This is a genomic window from Allomuricauda sp. XS_ASV26, from assembly GCF_041224615.1.
Taxonomy (GTDB): domain Bacteria; phylum Bacteroidota; class Bacteroidia; order Flavobacteriales; family Flavobacteriaceae; genus Flagellimonas; species Flagellimonas alginolytica.
This window is the reverse complement of sequence record NZ_JBGFGK010000033.1, coordinates 930,562-954,380: the sequence shown is the minus strand read 5'-3', so window position 1 is coordinate 954,380 and position 23,819 is coordinate 930,562. Positions and strand designations below refer to the sequence as shown.

16 protein-coding genes and 1 tRNA gene are annotated in these 23,819 nt (G+C 42.8%); 9 read left to right on the top strand and 8 right to left on the bottom strand.

Annotation, left to right across the window (positions count from 1 at the left end):
- Positions 1-4: 4 nt before the first annotated feature.
- Positions 5-2,377: a penicillin-binding protein 1C gene (gene pbpC / locus AB9K32_RS16320; protein WP_369885820.1), complete on the top strand. Its 2,373-nt coding sequence runs from the start codon at positions 5-7 to the stop codon at positions 2,375-2,377.
- Here the strand turns inward: pbpC and der are convergent, their stop codons facing one another.
- A complete protein-coding gene (gene der, locus AB9K32_RS16315; RefSeq protein WP_224836404.1) occupies positions 2,378-3,679 on the bottom strand; it encodes a ribosome biogenesis GTPase Der in 1,302 nt (433 codons plus the stop codon).
- 76 nt (positions 3,680-3,755) lie between these two features.
- Here der and AB9K32_RS16310 point away from each other — a divergent pair, with 76 nt between their 5' ends.
- Positions 3,756-4,271 (top strand): GTP-binding protein, encoded by a 516-nt coding sequence (locus AB9K32_RS16310; protein ID WP_369885818.1) that lies wholly within the window; start codon positions 3,756-3,758, stop codon positions 4,269-4,271.
- Here AB9K32_RS16310 and era read toward each other — a convergent pair.
- Positions 4,268-5,149: a GTPase Era gene (gene era, locus AB9K32_RS16305; protein ID WP_338198067.1), complete on the bottom strand. Its 882-nt coding sequence runs from the start codon at positions 5,147-5,149 to the stop codon at positions 4,268-4,270. The genes AB9K32_RS16310 and era overlap by 4 nt on opposite strands.
- Positions 5,139-6,503 carry an alanine/glycine:cation symporter family protein gene (locus AB9K32_RS16300; RefSeq protein WP_369885816.1) on the bottom strand — a complete coding sequence of 455 codons (1,365 nt, stop codon included), beginning with the start codon at positions 6,501-6,503 and terminating at the stop codon, positions 5,139-5,141. Before AB9K32_RS16300 ends, era begins: the two co-directional genes overlap by 11 nt.
- Positions 6,504-6,616: 113 nt before the next feature.
- On the opposite strand from AB9K32_RS16300, the gene AB9K32_RS16295 reads away from it, so the two are divergent.
- From AB9K32_RS16295 to AB9K32_RS16265, 7 genes are all read left to right on the top strand, one after another.
- Positions 6,617-6,689, top strand: a tRNA-Met gene (locus tag AB9K32_RS16295).
- 175 nt (positions 6,690-6,864) lie between these two features.
- Positions 6,865-8,382 carry a helix-turn-helix domain-containing protein gene (locus tag AB9K32_RS16290; RefSeq protein ID WP_224836401.1) on the top strand — a complete coding sequence of 506 codons (1,518 nt, stop codon included), beginning with the start codon at positions 6,865-6,867 and terminating at the stop codon, positions 8,380-8,382.
- Positions 8,383-8,456: 74 nt separating this feature from the next.
- Entirely contained in the window at positions 8,457-8,936 is a 480-nt protein-coding gene (locus tag AB9K32_RS16285; RefSeq protein ID WP_224836400.1) for an AraC family transcriptional regulator, read from the top strand.
- A gap of 385 nt (positions 8,937-9,321) precedes the next feature.
- On the top strand, positions 9,322-12,564 hold the full coding sequence (locus AB9K32_RS16280; RefSeq protein WP_224836399.1) for a SusC/RagA family TonB-linked outer membrane protein: 3,243 nt from the start codon (positions 9,322-9,324) through the stop codon (positions 12,562-12,564).
- A 30-nt stretch (positions 12,565-12,594) separates the two neighbouring features.
- On the top strand, positions 12,595-14,310 hold the full coding sequence (locus AB9K32_RS16275; protein ID WP_369885813.1) for a SusD/RagB family nutrient-binding outer membrane lipoprotein: 1,716 nt from the start codon (positions 12,595-12,597) through the stop codon (positions 14,308-14,310).
- A gap of 23 nt (positions 14,311-14,333) precedes the next feature.
- Positions 14,334-15,134 (top strand): hypothetical protein, encoded by an 801-nt coding sequence (locus AB9K32_RS16270; protein ID WP_252080646.1) that lies wholly within the window; start codon positions 14,334-14,336, stop codon positions 15,132-15,134.
- Positions 15,135-15,484: 350 nt separating this feature from the next.
- Positions 15,485-16,690 carry an MFS transporter gene (locus AB9K32_RS16265; RefSeq protein WP_224836396.1) on the top strand — a complete coding sequence of 402 codons (1,206 nt, stop codon included), beginning with the start codon at positions 15,485-15,487 and terminating at the stop codon, positions 16,688-16,690.
- 24 nt (positions 16,691-16,714) lie between these two features.
- Here AB9K32_RS16265 and AB9K32_RS16260 read toward each other — a convergent pair whose 3' ends face one another.
- The 5 genes from AB9K32_RS16260 to AB9K32_RS16240 all read right to left on the bottom strand — a co-directional run bounded on the left by AB9K32_RS16260 (position 16,715) and on the right by AB9K32_RS16240 (position 23,687).
- Entirely contained in the window at positions 16,715-16,897 is a 183-nt protein-coding gene (locus tag AB9K32_RS16260) for a CPXCG motif-containing cysteine-rich protein (protein ID WP_224836395.1), read from the bottom strand.
- 3 nt (positions 16,898-16,900) lie between these two features.
- Entirely contained in the window at positions 16,901-18,226 is a 1,326-nt protein-coding gene (locus AB9K32_RS16255) for a TolC family protein (protein WP_369885810.1), read from the bottom strand.
- On the bottom strand, positions 18,226-21,516 hold the full coding sequence (locus tag AB9K32_RS16250; protein WP_369885808.1) for an efflux RND transporter permease subunit: 3,291 nt from the start codon (positions 21,514-21,516) through the stop codon (positions 18,226-18,228). Before AB9K32_RS16250 ends, AB9K32_RS16255 begins: the two co-directional genes overlap by 1 nt.
- Before the next feature lie 12 nt (positions 21,517-21,528).
- Positions 21,529-22,650: an efflux RND transporter periplasmic adaptor subunit gene (locus AB9K32_RS16245; protein ID WP_369885806.1), complete on the bottom strand. Its 1,122-nt coding sequence runs from the start codon at positions 22,648-22,650 to the stop codon at positions 21,529-21,531.
- 149 nt (positions 22,651-22,799) lie between these two features.
- On the bottom strand, positions 22,800-23,687 hold the full coding sequence (locus AB9K32_RS16240; protein WP_224836391.1) for a leucine-rich repeat domain-containing protein: 888 nt from the start codon (positions 23,685-23,687) through the stop codon (positions 22,800-22,802).
- Between the last annotated feature and the right edge of the window lie 132 nt (positions 23,688-23,819).

Genomic DNA, 23,819 nt, shown 5'->3' with positions numbered 1-23,819 from the left:
TTGGATGAGTAAAGTTTTATCATCATTAAAAAGGAGGCTGGTCAACCACAAGATCAAGGTAGGCGTATTTTTCATCATTTTGATTTTATGGGTGCTTTGTCTGCCCAAAACTCTTTTTAACGACCCCAACTCTACCGTAGTCAATAGTTCGGATGGAACACTTATCGGGGCACGTATTGCTGATGATGGCCAATGGCGCTTCCCACAAATTGATTCTATCCCGGAGCGCTTTAAACAAAGTATTTTGCTATTTGAGGATGAATACTTTTATCAGCATCCCGGGTTTAACCCCATTTCCATTATCAAGGCCATAGGACATAATCTCACCAAAGAGACCCGTAGGGGTGGCAGTACCATTACCCAACAAGTCATCCGTTTGAGCAGAAAAAATCGAAGTAGGACCTACTGGGAAAAAATCATCGAGGTATTTATGGCCACTCGGTTGGAGTTGCGGTACTCCAAGGAAGAAATTTTGAAACTCTATGCCTCCCACACCCCCTATGGTGGTAATGTAGTGGGATTGGAGACAGCGGCTTGGCGGTATTTTGGAATTCCTGCCCATGAATTGAGCTGGGGGCAATCTGCCGCCTTGGCCGTTTTGCCAAATGCACCTGCCCTAATTTTCCCGGGAAGAAACGAACAGGCTTTTTTGGACAAACGAAATCGATTATTGAAAAAACTATGGGAGAAAGAAATCATTGACCAAACCACTTACGAGCTGGCCATTGCCGAGCCACTTCCACAAAAACCAGTGCCTTTGCCGGATATAGCACCTCATCTTACCGAGCGTATCCGAAATGAACATCCCGGCCAACGCATCACCACTTCCTTGGACAGGTCGCTACAGCAGCAGCTGAACACTTTGGCCGAAAGACATTATCGGCGATTGCAAAGCAACGAGATCCATAACCTGGCCATTTTGGTCCTTGATGTGGAGACCCGGAAAGTGCTCGGGTATGTGGGAAACTCACCATCCGGGGAAAAGCACTCCAATTATGTGGACATCATCACCAAGAAAAGAAGTACCGGCAGTACGTTGAAGCCCTTTTTATTCGCTTCGCTTTTGGATGAGGGCCAATTGTTGCCCCATACGCTTGTGGAAGATGTCCCGACCGTAATCAATGGGTACCATCCGCAGAATTTTGATTTAAAACATGCAGGTGCGGTGCCTGCGAGCAAAGCGTTATCACGCTCTTTAAATGTACCGGCTGTTCGGTTGTTACGGGAATATGGGCTTCAAAAATTTTACAATAAGCTCCATAAGATGAATATGGAATCCTTGGATAGGCCTTCTTCCCATTATGGGCTGTCCTTGATTCTCGGGGGTGCGGAAAGCTCCCTTTGGGAATTAACCTCCACCTATGCCTCCATGGCCTCCAGCCTGAATTATTTTTTGACACATTCCAGCACGTACAGGAGTCGGGAATTTACCGAAGCTACTTATTTACAACATGAAACAATGGATTTTGGCAAAGAACAATTTGACCCCTTGGTTTTTGGCGCAGGATCTATTTTCAGCACTTTCCAATCAATGTATGAGGTCAATCGGCCGGAGGGTGACGAAAATTGGCAGTTTTTCGATTCCTCTCAACCCGTTGCTTGGAAAACTGGAACAAGTTTTGGTTTTAAGGATGCATGGGCCGTTGGTGTCACCCCAAAATATGCCATCGGGGTTTGGGCAGGCAATGCCGATGGGGAGGGAAGACCTGGGCTAACCGGAATCACAGCAGCTGCACCCATACTATTTGATGTATTGGCCGCACTACCACAAAGTAGTTGGTTTCAAAAACCTTTAGATGATCTTGTGGAGATAGAGGTATGTGCCCAAAGTGGCTTTCGTGCTTCGATGTATTGCGATGACATCAAAAAAGAATGGGTGCCTACCCACGGAACACGAAGTCGCCCCTGCCCCTATCATCAGCAGGTGTTTTTAGATAAGTCGGAACACTTTAGAGTTAACTCCGAGTGCTACCCGTTAGAAGACATGGTAGCTAAAAATTGGTTGGTGCTACCTCCCATTTTGGAATATTATTATGCTTCTTCGAATCCAAACTACAAGCCTTTACCTCCTTATATGGAAGGTTGTTCTGCATTGGAAAACAATTTGATGGAATTTATCTACCCCAAACCTTATGAAGCTGTGCTATTACCAAAGGATTTGGGCGAAAAAAGAATGGAAATCATTCTAAAATTGGCCCACCAACAATCCAACACCATTATTTATTGGTATTTGGACGAGGTGTTTGTTGGCAAAACAGAGAATTTCCATGAATTGGTTATACCCATCGAACCTGGTGAATACATGCTCACCGCAGTCGACAATCAAGGAAACCGGATACAGCAAGAAGTGGAAGTACGCTACGCCTCTGGCGAATAGTTATTTCTTACGCATAAAAATGGTCATCGGAACGCCGGTAAAGTCAAAATTTTGCCTGATCTTGTTTTCCAAGAATCGCTTGTAAGGATCTCTCACATATTGCGGCAAGTTGCAGAAAAATGCAAATTGCGGGTACGGTGTGGGCAATTGGGTGCAAAACTTGATTTTTACATACTTCCCTTTAGTGGATGGCGGAGGTGTTTTTTCAATGATGGGCAACATGATATCGTTCAATTTACGAGTAGGTATTTTTTTGGAACGATTATTAAACACCTCTACGGCAGTCTCGATTGCCTTAAATATTCGTTGTTTGTTCAATACGGATACAAAGAGAATCGGCACATCTTCGAATGGAGAGATTACTTCTTTTATTTTGTTAGTGTACTCCTTTACCGAATTGGTCTCTTTTTCCACCAAATCCCATTTGTTCACCAAAATCACGATTCCCTTATTATTGCGCTGCGCGAGCCAAAATATATTCTGTACCTGTCCGTCGAAACCCCGGGTGGCATCGAGCATTAAAATACATACATCGCAGTGTTCAATGGCACGAACGGATCGCATTACGGAATAGAACTCCAAGTCTTCCTTTACTTTGGATTTTCTACGGATACCTGCCGTGTCCACCAAATTGAATTCAAAGCCAAAACGATTATATTTGGTATCGATACTATCGCGGGTGGTCCCTGCAATATCGGTAACGATGTACCTATCCTCACCTATCAGTGCATTGATAAAGGATGATTTCCCGGCATTTGGTCTACCTACGACCGCAAATCGGGGCAGTTCGCTTTCTTCTTCCACATCATCTGGAAGAACCTCCACAAGGGCATCCAGCAATTCACCTGTACCGCTCCCATTAATACTTGAAAGTGTGTAATACTCACCCAATCCCAAGGAATAAAATTCCACTGCATCGGCGATACGTTGGGTATTGTCCACTTTGTTTACGGCCAAAAAGGTAGGCTTATCCACCCGGCGAAGCAGTTTGGCCACATCCTCGTCCATTCCTGTTACCCCCGATTCCACATCTACCATAAAAATAATGGCATCAGCTTCATCAATGGCCAGTTCTACCTGTTTATCGATCTCTTTTTCAAAAATATCGTCGCTGCCCACCACATAACCTCCGGTGTCGATCAAAGAAAATTCTTTGCCGTTCCAATCACTTTTCCCATAATGACGGTCGCGTGTAACACCGGAAACAGCATCCACAATAGCTTCACGGCGTTGAATTAGTCGGTTAAAAAAGGTGGACTTCCCAACATTGGGTCTTCCTACAATGGCTACGATAGCTCCCATCAGGTTTAATTTTTGGCAAAAATACCATTTATTATGAAGAAAAAATGATACCTTTTTTGATCATTTTCAAATGATTATGAGCGACCTTACCAACGAGATTGTCTTACGGCCCCGTTTTCGCCTGTCCCTACGCACCGAATTGGAGCAGTTGGAGCAGGTTTTTGATGGGATAAATAATTCATCTTTTGACATTAAAAGGCTTGATGAGCATATTTTTATCAAGTTTAAAAAACCGAAGACCACCTTTTGGACCCCCCAACTACATTTGGAGCTTTCTTCTTTTGAAAAAGGAGTGAGCAACATACGGGGCGTGTTCGGGCCCAATCCTACGTTATGGACATTTTTTATGTTCCTACATTTTGGGGTCGGAACCCTTTTTATAATTATGGGAATTTTTGCCTATTCCAACTATTCTTTAGGAAAAGATATTACCCTATGGTTGGTGGGCATGTGCTTTTTGGTCGTGATTTGGTTCGCGCTCTATGCTTTTGGCCGCTTCGGAAAATCCAAGGGAAGAGGACAAATGGAACAACTAAAACAGTTTGTAAGGGATGCTATTGCTCCTTTTGAGCGAATCAGCAACGAGGATTAACCGTTATAACCAAAGCGCCTAAGTTGTTGGGAGTTGCTTCGCCAGTTTTTGTTCACCTTTACATATAGTTCGATGTGCACTTGTTTGGCAAAGAATTTTTCGAGGTCTTTTCGGGCCTCTACACCTACTTTTTTGATGGCACTCCCCTTATGACCTATAATAATACCTTTTTGGGTATCCCTCTCCACCATGATAACTGAACGGATACGGATAATGTCTTCGTCCTCCAAAAACTCTTCAGTTTCTACCTCTACAGAATACGGTATCTCCTTTTTATAGTGCAGTAGGATTTTTTCACGGATGGTCTCATTAACAAAAAAACGTTCCGGTTTGTCCGTAATCTGATCTTTTGGATAGTATGGAGGTGCTTCGGGCAATAAGTCCAAAATACGGTTAAAAACTTCGGTCACATTAAAATTTTCCAAAGCGGAGATAGGATGTATTTCGGCATTGGGCAGCTGCTCTTGCCAGTATTGCATTTGCTCTTCCAACTTTTGCTGGTCGGATGTATCAATTTTATTGAGGAGCAATAACACTGGTATTTTACTGTTCTGTATTTTTTTAAAGAAGGACTCATCTTTAAGGGCCTTTTCCCCTATTTCAACCATGTAGAGCAATACATCTGCGTCCTCAAAAGCGGATTTTACAAAGTCCATCATAGACGTTTGCAGCTCATAGGCGGGTTTGATGATACCGGGCGTGTCGGACAAAATCATCTGAAAATCATCACCGTTCACAATTCCCAAAATACGGTGCCGTGTGGTCTGCGCCTTTGAGGTAATTATTGATAATTTTTCACCTACAAAGGCATTCATCAATGTTGATTTACCCACGTTGGGGTTACCGATAATATTTACAAATCCAGACTTATGCGCCACCTTTTTTTCTTTTTTCAAAATATTGTTTGGATGCTGCATTTACCCTTGGTGCAAGATAAAGTACTGCAATCATGTTGGGTATTACCATTAGTGCATACGAGAGATCGATCAGATTTTTTACCAAGGTCAACGATGCAATCGAAGCAAAAACGATCATTACCACAAAAAATACATTGTACCATTTTCCAATCTTGGCGTTCGTCAAAAATGAAAGACTTTTAACTCCGTAGTACGAATAGGTAAATAGGGTCGACAATGCGAATGCGGACACAATGACCATCAACAATACATCGCCTATACCATACAGTGTTGTTTCGAAAGCGGACATGGTCATTACAATACCACTGCCATCCTCAAGGTAGGCTCCGCTCAAGATAATTACCACCGCGGTAAAGGTACATACTAAAATTGTATCGATAAAGGGACCCAACATGGCAACCAATCCTTCTTTGGTGGGCTCATTGTTTCTGGATTGTCCGTGGTACATAGGCGCACTACCCAAACCTGCCTCGTTGGAGAACATGGCTCTTCGCACCCCAACGATCACCAATCCCCAAAAGCCACCTGTGACCATGGTATCGAAATTCCAGGCCTCTACCAAAATCATTCTTAGGGCGGGCCAAACTTCTCCTGCATTACTGGCCATTACAAAAATTACCGCCAAAAGATATACTCCTACCATAAATGGTACAATGGCCGATGCTACTTTGGCTATTTTGCTCAGTCCCCCAAATATTACGATGGATGTAACAATTGCCAAAAAGAATCCTATACCCAACTTCCAATTGTACTCACTAGTTGCCCAAATGGTTTCGTGCGGCTCCACGACGCCCATAAAAGCTTCGGTGAACTGATTGGCGGTAAATACGCCCAAAAAGCCGAACAATCCACAAATACTAAAAAAAATGGCCATGGGCCTTGCCCATTTGCCCATCCCTTTGGTAATGTAGAACATTGGGCCTCCTTGCATATTCCCATCCGAATCGGTTCCGCGGTACATTATGGCCAAACTTCCGGAATAATATTTTATGCCCATTCCCAAAAGGGCCGTCATCCATATCCAAAAAACCACACCCGGACCTCCATCGTGTATAGCAATGGCCACCCCGGAAATATTTCCGAGCCCCACAGTTGCTGCAACTGCTGCCGATAACGCTTGGAACGAACTTACATCTCCCTTGGCATTCTTGTCGTCGTATTTGCCGGATACTACAGCAATGGCGTGGCCAAAATGCCGAAAGGGTACAAACTTTGAGTAAAAGGCCAAAAACAATCCCCCACCTATTAGCAATATTAACATGGGCCACTCGGTGTATGGCAAAAGTGATGCGATAAAATCGTTGATTGCGTCCATAAAGTAAAAATGTCCAATTTATGGATTTTGAACGGATTGCCCCTATTGAATACAGGAATATTAATTTTAGTTTGGAAAAGACAGAAAAACGGTTGTATATTTGCCGTCCACATCGCGGGGTAGAGCAGTAGGTAGCTCGTCGGGCTCATAACCCGAAGGTCGCTGGTTCGAGTCCAGTCCCCGCTACTAGAAAAAAGCCGAGAAAATTTTCTCGGCTTTTTTTATACCCTTTTTTATTGATGCTTCCATTGCCTTTAGGATAGTAAACTTTTATCGGGGCTTACCTACTTTAATAGTTTGTTAACGTTTTTAACGCCTTATTTTCATAAATTGTTAATATCTAATTCATCATCAATCAAAAATGAGACAATCAACAAAATATATTGTCCTCATTATTCTATGTGCAAATGTGATGTTTGCCCACGGCAAAGCCTTGGACAGCTATGCCGGAATACCCGTACCGACAGCAGAAACTTTTAAGGATTCGCTGGATTGGGCGGACTATTATTTTAATATTCACCGGTTTGAGGATGCTGTACCGATATACAAAAAGAATCTAGAACTTCCTGATAAAGACCAAAAAATCCATGTTCTTAAAAAACTTGCCCTGAGCGAGGCGGCATTGGACCACCCTCAAGAATCTATTTCTTACATCTACGATTATTTCGAGATAGATTTTCACCCTACGTTCCTCTTACACGAAGATTTTGACGGCATCCGAGATGAGACCGAATTTGTAAAACTATCCGGAACGGTGCTCCCAAAGCTCACGGTGTGGTCCATATTCTACTTTTTTGTTTCCCTAATCGGGTTTTATGTGACCTTTGTTCTATTGATCAACAAAAAAATTGACCTTCAGGCCAGGGGCCTGATCGCACTTTTTGTTTTTATACATTCCTTGTTCATCCTAAACATATGCGCAAACCAAACCAATTATGTTTTTGAGTTCCCGCACACATACCTAATGTCCACATGGTCTTCCTTCTTATATGGTCCACTCCTTTTCCTCTATTTTAAAAGAGTATCAAAATCAACGGACCTCAACAAAAAAGATTACTGGCATTTGTTACCTACGGTGGTGTTAACCATATACCTTACATTCACCGTATATGCATTTTCAGGTTCAGAAAAAGTGATACAAATGCTCCAAAGACTGGAGGACGGATTAAACCCTGGTGATTCCACTAAACTGGTTTTGTTGGTAATCCTTAAAGCGATCTCTTTAGGTGTGTATGCCTACTTTGTCCATTCTCTGTTAAAAGAGAGCAAAACGGATTTGAACAAGAAGACCCGTATCTGGCAAAAAAACATCTATCTGATCCATGTAGGATATGTATTGGCCTATATTATTTATGGTGTCTATATTTCTACAGGAATAAAGAGTGGAGCATTTTTCCACGCACCTATAATTTTAATGTCCACCATGGTTTTATATGTAGGATATGCGGCCAATGTACAACCCGATGTTTTTAGTGGGCTATACTCCTACACCAACCGATTGTTTCCCAAATATGTGAAGTCGGGTTTAACCGATAGCCTCTCCCAAGAATTAAAGACCAACTTAAAAGATCTATTTCAGAAAGAAAAAATATATCGCCATAACGATATCAATCTGGACATGGTGGCCGAAAAATTGGATACCACCAGGCACAATACCTCCCAACTCATCAACGAACATTTTAATATGAGCTTTCGCGAGTTTGTAAATTCTCACCGAATCCAAGAAGCAAAAGAATTATTGGAGGAGAAAACGGAACTCAACATTATTGATGTTGCTTACGAAGTTGGGTACAACAATAAAGTGTCTTTCAACAAAGCTTTTAAAAAAGATACACAGCTTACCCCTAGTGAGTACCTCCTTCTCATAAAACAACAGTAAACTCTTATCGGGAACACCGATTTACTAGCATTTTATAGGTAACTAGTAGTCATCAATCAAAAATCATCAATCCTATGAAACGACTACTAAAACAACTCGTTTTTAAGTACATTGGGCAGGAACACCGGAGCCCGAGCCCATTGAACAGTCATGAAAAGTACAAGAAATCCGGACTCACTCATGAGGAAGCCCTTACCATTATGGAAAAAATCCAAAATGCCTTTGAGGTAGAAAAGATCTACAGGAACAATACCATGGGACTCGACGAACTATCCGAGCACATCCAAGAAAACCGGTATAAAGTATCCCAAGTGATCAACACCTACCTTGCAAAAAACTTTTATTCATTTTTAAATGAATATAGGATCAACGAGGCTAAGCAACTTTTGGTAACGGATCCAAACTTAAGTGTAAAAGCAGTTATGTACGAAGTAGGTTTTAACAGTAAGAACAGCTTCTACAATGCCTTCAAGAAAATTACGGGACACTGTCCCAACGATTACAGGGCATTGGCCAATGCAGATTTTGTACAGACCAAAATTCAAATGGCCTAACTAACTACCAACATTACTCTTCAAAAATGGTTTGGACCTAACGGAAAAAGTCTCTTGTTCTCTCAAGAGATTTTTTTGTTACTCATTATCAAACAGTTACCGTTACATTTCTTAGAATGTTAAAATCGGTACTTCCCCATAGGGATTTCGATTTATAAGGTTCTCGCCGTTTAAAAAGTACCTGTTACAAAACCGATTTGGGTTGATTTGTTATGCAATTGTAAAGGTAGGGCGGTGAGAGGCCTTACTTCTTAAAAAAACAAAATCCATTGAGTTTTGTTCACTTCCCAGAAGTATTATTTGAATTAGCTATCAATATCCTTGCGCCGTCCACCTTTCTCAGTTGCCCTAACTCATTTCAAATTACTAACAAAAGTTTAATCGTATGAAAGTAAAGAAACTGTTTGGAGCACTAGCGGCAATGTGTTTATCCATACTATTTGCCCATGCCCAGGAAAAAACGGTCACCGGAACGGTCACCGACCAAGATGGCGTGCCCTTGCCCGGTGTAAACATCGTTGTTAAGGGTACGGTGCGTGGAACACAATCCGATTTTGATGGCAACTACGCCCTACAAGCCAGTACAGGAGATGTACTGGTGTTTTCGTATTTGGGCCAAAGAACACTGGAAAGAAGTGTAGGCGATGCAAGTACGATCAATGTACAAATGCAAGAAGATGCCTCTCAACTCGAAGAGGTAGTAGTAACCGCCCAAGGTATTGTTCGGGAAAAACGTTCGTTGGGCTATTCAGTGACCACGGTAGAGTCCGATAAGGTAGAATCCAGGCCCGAAGCAGATGTGGCCCGGGTATTGAACGGCAAGGTAGCAGGGGTAAATATTACCTCCAACAACGGTATGTCCGGTTCAGGAACCAACATTATCATCCGAGGGTATTCATCGGCAACCCAATCCAACCAACCCCTATTTATTGTTGATGGAATCCCATTTGATTCAGGTACCAATACCCAATCCAACTTTTTGGACGGAAACACCGAGTCCAGCCGGTTTCTGGATCTTGACCCCAATAATATTGAAAGTGTAAGTGTCCTAAAAGGATTAAGTGCAACGGTTTTATATGGTAACCGTGGCAGAAACGGTGTAATCCTGATCACCACCAAAGGTGCGGCCACAGGCGATGCCCCTACCAAAACCGAAGTTTCCGTAACACAATCCGTATTTATGTCCAAAGCGGTACTTCCTAAATTTCAGGACAATTATGGCGGTGGTTTCCACCAAGGCTTTGGATACTTTTTTAGTAACTGGGGTCCACGATTCGATAGAACAGATGATGACGGAATTGCCTCGGCGGGACAATACCTGGGCACAGGGCCCAATGGCGTTGCTGTTCTGCAGCATCCCTTTAACTATATAGCCGACCCTACATTAATTGCTGGCTATGAAGACTTATTGGATGATCAATATTTGTACAAACCCTACAACGGCGTCGAAGATTTTTTTAGAACCGGTTACGTGTACAGTACCTCTGTAAATGTTCGAGGAGGGTCGGAAAAAGTAAGCTTTAATGCAAATTACGGTAGAACGGAAGATATCGGGGTAACCCCAGGGAACCGGTTATTACGAAACAATTTTAGTTTAGGGGGCAACGCCGCCCTTTCCAATAACTTTACCGTTTCCGGGGTGTTCAACTTTGCAAGAACCGGATACAAGTCGCCACCCAATGCAGTAAGTACGGGTAGTGGTGCTGCTTTTGATGGTTCCGCTATCTTTGGCGACGTACTTTACACACCACGGAGTGTAGATCTTACCAACCTACCGTTCCAAGCTGTAGATGGAAGAAGTTTGTACTATAGATCTGGTAACGACATTCAAAATCCATATTGGACCGTTGCAAACTCCAAGACCTCTCAAGAAACAGACCGGTTTACAGGAAATGTCTCCATGAGCTATGCCCTTAACGATTGGATGAACCTCACCTATCGTGTAGGTCTGGACACCTATACAGAGTTAAACTCTTATGGACAAAACAGAGGTGGTGTGGATGGTCCAACTTTGGGAATCTTACGAACCAGTTCGGTTAGAAACTCCATTTGGAACCACGATCTTATTTTAAGTGCAGAGAAAAGACTATCGGACGACCTTAACCTCACCGCTACATTGGGCGCGAACAGTAGAAGGGACACCTTTGCACAAGATGGAATAGAAAGTCAAGGGCAATTGGTGTTTGGAGTATTGGAACATTACAACTTCACCACACCATCATCGGTGAACTCCTTTTCAGGAATCGATCTGAATCAAAATTTTGAAGAAAATCTGGTCGGTATTTATTTGGACGCCACCCTATCCTACAAAGATTGGATGTACTTGAACGTGGTGGGCAGAAATGATTGGTCCTCCACATTGGAAAGAGAAAACAATTCATTGTTCTACCCCGGCGCCAGTGTTTCGTTTATACCTACCACTGCATTTCCATCACTGCAAGGAAATGTGCTCAACTATGCCAAACTTAGGGTAGGTTATGGTTCATCTGCAGGTTTCCCAACACCTTTTAACACTCGGGATGTTCTCTCGTTGGGCGCAAGAACCTTTGTGGACTTTAATGGAAATGTAGTTTCCGGAAATACGGTTTCCGATATTCTGGGTAACCGGGATTTATCTCCAGAAAGAGTACAAGAACTGGAAATTGGTCTGGACACCCGATTGTTCAACAGACTCAATTTTAATCTGAGTTTATATCAAAAATCAACTACGGACCTTATTACCAACCGCACCTTGGATAGCTCAACAGGTTTCCGCTCCACATTTGTAAACATCGGAGAAGTAGAGACCAAAGGTATTGAAGCGGACTATGACTTCAATATCTTAAGGGAAAGTGAAGCTGGTATCGGATTTAACATCGCTGGTAATTTTACAGCAAGCGAAACTACTGTCACCGACTTGGCAGAAGGCACCAACAATATCCTATTGACCTTTGCGGTTGCTGGCGAGGCGGCAAACTATGCAGTAGAAGGCCGACCATTTGGTGTATTGCTTGGCAGCACCATACAAAGAGATGACAATGGCAATAAGGTAGTTGGGCCGAACGGACGCTATTTGGTGGACAACAATATCACAGAAATCGGTGACCCCAACCCAGATTGGACCACAGCATTGATCCCTACCATTACCTATAAGAATTTCACCCTCTCAGCAAACCTTCAATACCGCCATGGCGGTGATGTATACTCGGTGACCACAGCAGGGCTTATTGGTCGTGGAGTAGTAGATCCAGATGACCCAATAGATAGGGAAACCAATTATGTGTTGCCCGGCGTATTTGCGGACGGTACTCCAAACAACGTGGCCATATCGTCCACCGAATTTGGGTTCAACACATTCTTTGGCGGGGACATTAACGAAGTGAATGTTTTTGATGGAACTACTATCCGTGTTCAAGAAGCTTCCTTGGGCTACAGCATTCCAAAGAAAATGTTGGACAAAACACCCTTCGGAAGCCTTTCGCTAACACTATCGGGAACCAATTTATGGTACAAAGCAGTAAACTTTCCGGACAATGTGCGCTACGATACCAACTCCTCCAGTACAGGTGTGGGCAATGGTCAAGGGATCGATTTCTTTACGGGGCCCTCAACAAGAAGGTATGGTCTTACCGTAAGAGCATCATTTTAAAAGCAGCTAACTAGAATCAAAAAATATATTATGAAAAAAATATCAAATATACTAAGTCTCTTAATCGCTGCACTGACTATCATGTTGGGCTGCGAGACCACATCTTTAGATGTTGTGGAGAGCCCAAATGCATTGAACCCCTCGCAGGCGAGTGTTGATTTCTTTTTGAATCAAATACAACTAATGACCGCACAAATCCATTCTGGCGAAGAAGGACGTGCAGAGAACGGACTAAGTCAGTTTGGCATGGAACCGGTCCGTATGCAACATGGTTTTGGACCCACATACCGCGAGAATTACGACCCATCGGATTTTGACCGGGTTTGGGACAATGTATATGCCCGGGCATTGATAGACATACGCACCATGAATCCCTTGGCCGAAGAAGCCGGGCAATTTACACACATTGCCATAGGACAAATTTTGGAAGCCTATATAATGATGTCGATGGTTGATTTCTTTGGAGATGTTCCCTATTCCGAAGCAGTTTCGGGCGGCGAAGGCATCCTTAATCCAACCGTGGATTCCGGCGCATCCATTTATCAGGCAGCAGATCAGCTCTTGGTTGAGGCCATTGCAAACCTCGGCAAGGACGAAACTTCGTTGCCGTTGAACGATCTTTTCTATAACGGAAACGAAGGGCAGTGGAGAAAGGTGGCCAACACAATGCGCCTAAAGTTGTATCTACAGACACGTTTGGCAAACGCAGAAGGTTTTGGCGCCTCGGTTTCTACCTCGCGCATCAACGAATTGATCAATAGCAACCAATTGATTTTAGATGCTTCCGATGATTTCTATTTTCAATGGGGCACAAACAATGCTTCACCTGATAGTAGACATCCATATTTCGATGCCAATTACGACGGCGCCGGACCTAGTTCGGATTTTTATACATCCAACTATTATATGAATCTAATGGCCAACCAGTATAGTGAACCAGACCCTAGAATCCGGTATTATTTTTACCGTCAACAGGAAGACTATTCCGGAGCTGATGTAGTCACCAAGGAGTGCGTTACCGAAATATCCTTGCCTTCCTGGTGGGACCCATCGGAACCCTATTGTTTGGTACCGTCCACCAATGGGCTCAGCGGATATTGGGGCAGAAACCACTTGGACGATGACGGTATTCCACCAGATGATGCCTTTAGAACATTGCACGGCACATACCCTGTGGGCGGCCCTTTTGACGACAATACATTTAGAAATGTATCGGGATCAGCCGCCATTAACGAAGGACTGGTGGGCGCTGGTATTTCCCCCATACTGATGTCCTCTTACACCTATTTTATGTTGGCAGAAGCCGCATTGACCTTAAATACAACTGGAAATGCTAGGGATTATCTGGAATCGGGCATAAGACAATCTATTGGAACCGTGGCAAATTTTGGAGCCTCCTTGGCAACCGGAACAGGTTTTGAGGCAACGACCACGGCCATAGACAACCATGTTGCGGAAATATTGACCAGTTATGATACTGCCGATGATACCGGCAAATTACGCATAATTGTAGAGCAATATTTTATTGCGCTTTGGTGCAATGGCATTGAAGCCTACAACACGTACAGAAGAACAGGGCAGCCCGATAATCTTACACCGGCCTTCACAACTCCCGACCCAGGACCGTTCCTAAGGTCTATGTGGTATTCACAGACGGCAGCGGACAGTAACACCAATATTACACAAAAGAGCGCTCCGAGCACACCGGTGTTCTGGGATACCAACCCTGATGGTTTCGTTGATTGATTCATAACAAAAAAACAATACAGATGAAAAGTAACTTTAAATATATAATCGGGTTGGCACTCTTAGCTATTGGGATTGTCGCCTGTGAAGACAGCGATAAAAACCCGTTCAATGTTTTTGAACTAGAGGATTCGGCCTCGCCCTATGTCCGGATAGTTTTAGATGAAACCATTGTGGCCAAAGGCGACCTTGCCTCCTCTTCGTTAACCGGCACTGTAGATGACCCTAGCGACAATGTGGCCTCTTGGGAACTAAGCGTAACCCTGGAATCTGGTGGGGTTTCCACCGACACGGTCCAGCTTATGACCATTACAGAGTTTCCTAGTGACATTTCCATTCCATACCCAGATATTGCAAGTGCTCTTGGAATTACGATAGATGATATTTCGGGAGGTGATTTTATCCGCTTTTTGGGCAAGTCCACCGGCACCGATGGCACCGTGACCACAGTGGACAATTATAGTGCTACGATTACCGGTCAGCCAGAGCAGTTACAGGCCTTTAATTTTATTGTTCTGGTAAAGTGTTCACCTATTTCCGGGACAACAGTGCCGGGAACTTGGGTAATCGAAATGCAAGATCTATTCGGTGATGGTTGGGACGGTGCTTTTGTAACATTCGAGATCGATGGCGTAGCAACGGATTACACCTTCACCGCTGGCGACGCCGCAACCTTTAATGTAGAAGTGCCCGATGGAACAAGTTCGCTGGTCATATCTTATACAAGTGGTGCTTTTGAAGAAGAGCATGTTTACACAATTGAAACACCAAGTGGTGATGTGCTCGGGCCTTTTGGACCCAATCCGTTGCCATGCATCAATTGATCTTTACATACTATCCAACCCAGAAAGTCCCGCTCCAATTTGGAGCGGGACTTTTGTTTTACTTAAAAACAGTTCTATTAAATCGGGATAGGTACTTGTGGTTGAGGATTACCTCAAAAAACTGTAAGTAAATGTAGTTTAGGGCAAGTAAAAAGTAATCTTCAGAACAGCCTTGAACCCAAAATATCTTTTCAAAAGTATCTGTTTCATTTTTTGAATGTATTTGAATTAGTCCAATCCTCAAGGCTGTTTTTTATTCCCAATAAAGGCAATCCAACACAGAATTGTGTAAATATGTTTGCTTTCAATTCAAACAATACCACGTAACTTTGCCCACTAATTAAATTAGTTTGGACAACTCTTCACAACCAACAAATAAGAAAGCACTTTTATCTCTTGCCATTGGTGGTTTTGGCATTGGGCTTACGGAATTTGTTATTATGGGCATTCTGCCAAATATTGCTGGATCTCTAGAAATATCTATCCCAAAAGCTGGCCATTTTATTGCCATTTATGCTTTGGGAGTGGTGATCGGAGCTCCTTTTATGGCTAGGCTTACTTCTGGTCTTAACCCCAAAAAAACATTGCTCTTTTTAATGTTGTGGTTTACGGTTTTTAACACTTTATCCGCATTTTCCGGAAACTATTGGACCATGATGCTTTTTAGATTCCTTTCTGGTATGCCTCACGGTGCTTTTTTTGGTATAGGTGCCGTTGTATCGGGATACTTGACCAAACCTGGCAAAGCGGCTCAGGCCATGGCCATAATGTTTTCCGGACTCACGGTAGCCAATATTTTAGGGGTACCATTGGGCACATATATTGGTCAGGAATGGCATTGGAGCTATTCTTTTTTACTGGTTGGGATTTCCGGGATCGCCACCTTGGCGAGTCTATATTTTTGGATGCCAAAACAAAATTTAGAAGAGGTTGGCCCTCAGGAAAATCAAAATGAAACACCTGTACTCAAAAACAAAAAGCTTTGGGCTTTAATACTGTTGACCACCGTGGGCACTGGAGGTTTCTTTGCTTGGTACAGTTATATAGCACCCTTGGTAATTACTATTACAAAACTGCCCGAAGCAAATGTGGGCTATGTAATGATCATTGCCGGTGTGGGAATGTTCTTTGGAAATTTCCTAGGTGCAAGAATGGTAGAAATCTTAAATCCCGTAAAATCCGTGGTCATAAGTATGCTCTGCATGACACTGGCCTTGATCATGAATTCTATTTTGGCAGAAAGCAGCATCGCTATCTATACCCTGAGTTTTATTGTGGGCGCAATCACCTTTTCAATTGCCACTCCAATCCAAATTGCCATAATAAAAGCTGCCAAGGGGGCAGAAAACCTAGGTTCGTCCATGAACCAAAGTGCTTTTAACATGGGTAATGCTTCAGGGGCTTATTTTGGTGGCTTGCCCATGGTATTTGGTCTGGAGGTGAACTACTCCAGTTTGGTCGGCGGTATGTTGGCCTTTATGGGTGCCGCTATCGGTATTGCCATTATTTATACACAAAGGGTTCAGAAAAAGAGAGAAGAAGCAATCAGGGATTAAATACCAAATCGACTTAAAACCAAGTTATTGCCCCAGTTCTTGAGCATTAAAATATACCATTTCCCGATTTTGGAATTTGGCTGTTGCCTCTATGGGATTGCAACATACTTCACAATCCTCTATGTACATTTGTTCACTTACCGAACTATCCAGCAAGAAAGAAATGGTTTCCCAACAGTACGGACATTGGAAAAAGTGTTCGTACATAAATTAAAAATCTACATTGAGCAATTGTCCGCTAATTTGAAGCATTTGAAGCTCGGCCAACTTGGCATTGTACTTTGCCTGGCTTTTGGCCAATTCCGCATTCAGTAAATTTAGCTGTGCTTGTCTAAACTCAATGGAAGTAACTTGGCCCAATTTGTAGCGCTCATCCGTTCGCTTAAAATTGTTCTGATTGGTCTGTAGGCTCTTTTCTTGCACCTGCAATACAAAAAGGGCGTTGGTATAACTATCCCAAGCATTACGGATATCCCTTTCCACCTCTAATTGAATCTGCTTCTTGGCAATTTCTTGGTTCTTGTAAGCGATTTTGGCGTTTTTTATCCCTGTAATGGTGCTGCCACCATCGAACAGGTTCCAGGTAAGGTTAATGGCTCCCGTTACTCCTGTAGAAGTATTTTGGAGCACAAAAGCCAATGGACTGTTATTATTGGACTCGTTCCAGCCATAAGTTCCGGTAAGGCCAATCGTTGGCAGATAACCACTTCTGGCCACTCTAATATTATTGAGTCCCATATTTAAATCTTTTTCCGCGATCTGTAGCCTCACGTTGTTTAGCTGGGCCTCGTTGAACATACTTTCCATTTGTAGTTCGGGTACAAAATTCACCGTTGTGTCCGCAGAAAAATTTGAGGAAAGCTCACGATTTAGTATCAAGTTTAAATCCCTCATGGTATTTCTTAGCTGCTGTCTGGAATTTAAGAGGTTAATACTGTCCGTATTGATATCGACTTCTGCATTGAGCACATCCAGACCCGTATTCTGTCCAAATTCAAATTGATACTCTGCTCTTTTAAGCCTATCCTTGGAAATTTCCAGAGCTTGTTCCAAGGTATTGGTGTTCTCCGTAAGGCGAGCTGCTTCATAATACACCGTGAACAACTGTAAAATGGTTGTTTCTATGGTTTGGCGCACCTCAAGCTCCGATTGCTGGGAACGCTCCTTAAAGTTTTTATAATTATAATAACGGCCCAAGCCATCGAATAGGGTATAGTTTACATTTACGGCGGCACTATATCTTCTGGTTTCTGCTCCTTCGGCGGTTCTGGTATCGCCATTGGCAAGAACACCTTCGGAATCTTGTTTATCAATACTTCCGCTGGCATTCCCGGTAACACTGGGCAAATAGCCAGAGTTTAGAATATCCGCATTGTTATCGTCTATTTGCTTTGTGTTGCGGGCAACCTGAATGTCCAGGTTGTTCTCCAAGACCAGATCAATGGCCTCTTCTTTTGTAAGGAGTTGATCTTGGGCCATGGCCAATGGACCAGATAAAAACAATGTTAAGAACAGGGTATAAAAAATACTTTTCATTAGGTGGTCTCTTCTGTAACTTTTTGGGTTTCTTCTCCGTTATGGGAAACTTGCCGGTTATCGGCGCCATTAATAGGTTGACTATCCGCTTCCATTTCCTCCTCCTCTTGCTGCTCCCGAATGGCTCTTTCCACTTCTTCCTTGGTAACCTTTTCTCCTGTCCAAAGTTTTTTGGCAAATACTTTTACATTGTTTCCGAAGGACAGTAACAAAGGAAGCATCAACAGCGTTAGTACCGTTGCAAAGGCAATACCGTATGCAATGGAAATGGCCATGGGTTTTAGGAATTGGGCCTGACGGCTTTTTTCGAGCAGCAAGGGTGCCAACCCGGCAATTGTGGTAACCGATGTTAAAAATATGGCCCTAAATCGGGAACGTCCTGCTTCATAGAGGGCATCGTCGAACGTCATCCCACTACGTAAGTTTATATTGAACTTACCTATTAGCACCAATCCATCGTTGACCATAATCCCAATCAATGCAATAATTCCGAGCATGGATAGTACATTTATCGGAAATCCATGGATCCAATGTCCCCAAGCAACTGCGGTTAGGCTAAAGGGTACCATAAAAATCAACAGTAAGGGTTGACTTATACTTCGAAAGGTAAAAGCTATCACGATAAATATCAAAAATATAACGATGGGGCCAACAAAGCCCAAAGATCCGATCAATTTATTGGCTTCCCTATTCTGTCCTTCGTAGGATGGTGTTATGGATGGATACTTTGATAATATCTCTGGCAGCACTTCATTTCTAACCCATAACATGGCATCTGTTCCACTGGTAGTCTCGGGATCGGTAAGATCCGAGGATACTTGTATCTCTCTGCGTCCTTCAAGATGGTTGATGGCTACATCCCCTCGCTCAATGGTATAAGTGGCAATTTCTTTTAACGGGATGCGATCTCCACTGGGCGCCAAGATCCTCATTTCGTCCAAATCGGAAATCGATGATCTATTTTCCCTGTCATAACGCACCCAAACCCTTATCTCGTCTTGACCACGTTGAAATCGTTGTGCCTGTGCTCCAAAGAAACCGCCCCTTACTTGGTTCATCACCGTACGAAGATCAAGTCCCAACAAATAGGCATTTTCTTTTAATTGCAGTCTTATTTCTTTGATTCCAGCTGGGTCGTTGTCGGTAACATCTTTTAGGTTCGCGTTGCTCTCCATAGCTTGTTTAAGCTCTTCCTTTGCTGCTTTTAACTCTTCGATATTGTTCCCTAATAGGGAAACGGATACTGGATTTCCACCAAAATTGCCTCCCGAGCCATAAATAAGGCTTTCCACACCGATCACTGGGCCGACTAACTCTCTAAGCCTTGTGGTAACCATATCTGACCGTATCCCATCTGGCCGTTCTTCTCCGGGCAAAAGGTTAATTTCCAATCGAGCGGATGAGGAACCGGGGCCTAAATTTTTGATCATATTCACGAACAGCATTTTATCCATGCCCTGTAAATATGTATCGGTCAATTCCTGGTTTACAATATGCGCTTTGTCCTGAATTAGGCTTATAATGGAATCGGTAACCTTTTCGTTGGTTCCATTGGGCATGGTCAACTGTATGGAGACTTGATCACTGGCAATTCTAGGGAAGAATGCGGTTCGAATTATTCCTCCACTAATAGACCCCAATGTTAGAACGAGGGCCATAAAGAACAGTGCAAAGGTCAAAATCTTGTAGTCCATCATAAAACGGAGTACGGGGCTATACCAATTGTCCCGCATGTAGTTCATAAGTCTGTCCCCTATTTTATTGATCACCCTAAGTCTGGCAAAAACCCTTGAAATTGCGGTCTTGGGTTCTTTTTTATGACGATGGAGAGCCTTGGAATGTGCTAAGTGGGCAGGTAGAATAATCAATGCTTCCACAAGTGAAACTACCAATGTTAGGATAACGATCACGGAAACTTCACTAAAGAATTCCCCAATCCGACTATCCAAGAAAAGGAAAATGGAAAAGGCCAGAATTGTGGTAATTATTGCCGAGATAATTGGCGGTATCACCTCCATGGTTCCATCCAGTGCGGCTTTTACCGGCGATTTGCCATCTTCGTAATGTTGATATATATTTTCCGCGATTACAATACCATCATCCACCAAGATACCGATAACAATGATCATCCCGAACAAAGAGAGCACGTTGATGGTAACATTGAACATGGGTGCAAAGACAAACATTCCTAGAAATGCAATGGGAAGCCCGAATGCAACCCAAAATGCCAATCTGGTGTTCAAGAAAAGTGACAAAAAGACCAAGACCAAAAGCATCCCAACAATAGCATTTTCCGTTAACAATTGGGTACGCTGTGTCAATGTGGTGGATCTATCATCGATTACATTAAGCTCAATATTGGTGTATTTTTCGTTGAAATCCTGGATATACTGCCTTACATTTTCGGCAGAGCCCATTAAATCTTCTGTATTGGTACTTGTAATCGTAATGTTAACCGCCAGTTCCCCATTAAAATAAGATGCATTGGGTGTCTCGGAAAATCTATCCCGAATAATAGCGACATCTTTTAAGCGGATTGCACGACCGGCCGCATCTCCCCTTACAACTATATTGGAAAGCTCATCTCCATAGTAGGACCTGTTGTTTGCCCTTATCAGATATTCTTCGGTCACGGTCTTTATATTACCCCCGGTTACCAAAATATTGGCATTGGCCACTGCTTGTGCCACTTCGGCAAAGGAAAGGTTGTAGGCCAATAGACTATTCTCATCTACGGCGATTTCTATTTCTTCATCCGGATAACCTGCTATTGAAATTTGGGAAATGCCATCGATTGCCCTAAGATCGTTCTCTATTTGGCGACCAATTTGCTTTAGTGTGGCCAGGGGTATATCCTTCCCACTCACTGCAAAACTGATAGTGGGCCTTACGGGTTCTTGCTTGGCAACTATCAATGGTTCCATTCCGGTGGGAAAGGTAGGAACCCTGTCCACAGCATTTTTTACTTCCAACAGCATAAAATCGACATTCCTTTCCTTCTCGATTTCCACATTGATGGTACCACTGTTTTCCCTTGATGTGGAAGTAACGCGCTCAACTCCCTCGAGTCCTTTTAGGTTATCCTCGATCTTTAGTACGATACCTTCTTCGACCTCTTGGGGAGATGCTCCAGGGTAGGCAATGGAAATGGTAATATTACGAGCTTCGTTTAGTGGAAAAAAGGAAGATTTTAGCGAAAGTATCCCCACTGCCCCAAAAACAAAAAATGCCAAAATAAAGACATTTACTGCCATGTGGTATTTTATGAAATACGAGATCAGTTTTCTCATGGCCGCGGAGGTTTAGGATTTATTTTCGTCGAATACTTTTACCAACATGCCTGCATAAGCCCCTGTCATTGGTCTGGAAACGATAACTTCTCCATCGGGAACGTTCTTTAGCACAACGGTCTTATCTGTAAAAAAAATGGGACTTACATCCATAAGGTCAAGGATGGAGTCTTTTACCACAAAAATTTGATTGTTTTCCAATAGTAATGACCGATCGATCTCTATGGCATCGGTTTCTTCTTTGGCCTCTAAATTGGCCTCGAGATATTGACCTTCTTTTAAATTATCCCCGCGCACCTCGATATACACTGTTATGGTTTGTGAATTTTGGTCTACCCTACCATTAACCCGGGTTACTTCGCCAACAAAAGATTTGGTTTTTTCCAAATTGGTCAGGTTTACCTTTTTCCCCACTTTAAGGAAATCCCCATAGGTTTTGCTCACGGATACTTCTAGCTCATACAATCCTGTATCGATAAACTCCCCTAACTTTTGCCCGGACCTTATCAAGGTACCCTCGGTAACCAAGGCTTCGGTCAAAATGCCATTAAAGGGTGCCGTAATGGTATACTTGGACAAACGTTGTTCCAGATTCTTAACGTTATAATATGTAGTAATGATCTCCCTTCCGGTTATAAAGAACTTTTCCTTTTCCGAATCCAAGCTGGGCAATTCGGGCGTAGTTTTATCCAAATCGAAACTATTTAAGTACTGCTGCCATTTTGGATAAATCTCAGGATAATCCAATCTAAGGTCCGGCATAATGGAGGTGAGCAAGTTGTACAGGTTACTTTTGGCAGATTGCACCGTGGCATAGTACTCGTTCGCATCTATTCTGATCAAGGTCTGTCCGGCAGAGTAAGGTTGCCCTGTTCGAAACAATTTGCTCCCTGGTCTAAATACTCCTTGCACCTCTGAATAGAGTTCCACTCGCTTTTTTGCCTTAAGATTACCATTGGCAGGCACTTGGATAGGTACCGTGGTGTTTTTTATGGTATCTACAAATACGGTTTTGACCACTTTTTGGGAGGGTGGTCTTTTATTATCTTTTCCACCCGCAATTAGGCCTGCAAAATATAGTGAAGCAAAAATAATTATGCCTCCAGCAACTGCTGATATGATGAGCTTTCGCATGTGTTAGTTGGTTTAAGCCTTGCAAATCTATCGCCTACATCTTTTACATTGGTTAAATATTTCATAAAATACAATTTAAACCCGGTCAAATGCAAAAAGGGGACCCCAAACGGCATCCCCTAACCAAACAAACTAAAGTAATAATTTAACTACTCATTTTCGTCATCATCCTCAAACTTGGTATCTGCCATTCGAGTACGCTCAAATTGTAGATCGTTAAATTTGGGATTCAATGTTTTATCATCCGTGTCAAAAACCAGGAATTGTTTTGTATCCATTGCTCGGAGCACATTAAAGGATTTGAACTGATTGTTCTGTAGCTGCAATATCTCAAGACTTGCCAATTGTCCAAACTCTGCTGGGATTTCTCCTCCCAATCTATTGTTGGACAACACCAATTCCTTCAGTTTGCCCAAATTTCCGATTTCCGCCGGTATTTGACCTTCCAACATGTTTTCGAAAAGTCCCAATGCCTCTAATTTGGAAAGTTGACCAATTGATCTTGGGATGGCTCCTTTTAAATTGTTACTGGATAGATTAAGCTCTTTCAAATTTTCAAGTTCACCAAAGCCTTCTGGAATTGGTCCGCTCAAAAAATTGTTGAACATGGAAAAGACTTCCATTTCCTTGAATTTTCCTACTTCTGAGGGAATTTCACCCTTGATTCGATTCATTTCCAAACGAAAAACCTTAAGTTTTTCAAGTTTAACAATATCCGATGGAAGTATACCGGTAATTTGGTTAAACGCCAGATTTAAGGTGTGCAGGTGCTTTAATTTACCAATGCTTTCTGGTAACACCCCTTTTAAATTGTTCATGAAAAGGGTCAGGCCCACAACCTTCCCGTCCTTTACCTCCACACCTTTCCAAGTGTCGACAGGCGCATCTAAATCCCATGGAGCATTCCACTCCTTTCCATTGGTGCTATTATATAGATCCACCAAAGCGGCTTTTTCGGACTTGGAAACTTGTCCGCTGGCCAGCGAAATGGCCGAGCAAAACATTAAACAAAAGAAAAAAATGGCTGATCGAATCATTGAATACTTATTTTCTTGTAGCGAATTTACTTACAAAGTAAGAAAAAGAAGAATTACCCTACAAATATAATCGACGAATACACGCTTTATTGTTGTGTATCAGTAAAAAAACGATGTGAAAATGTAGGATTA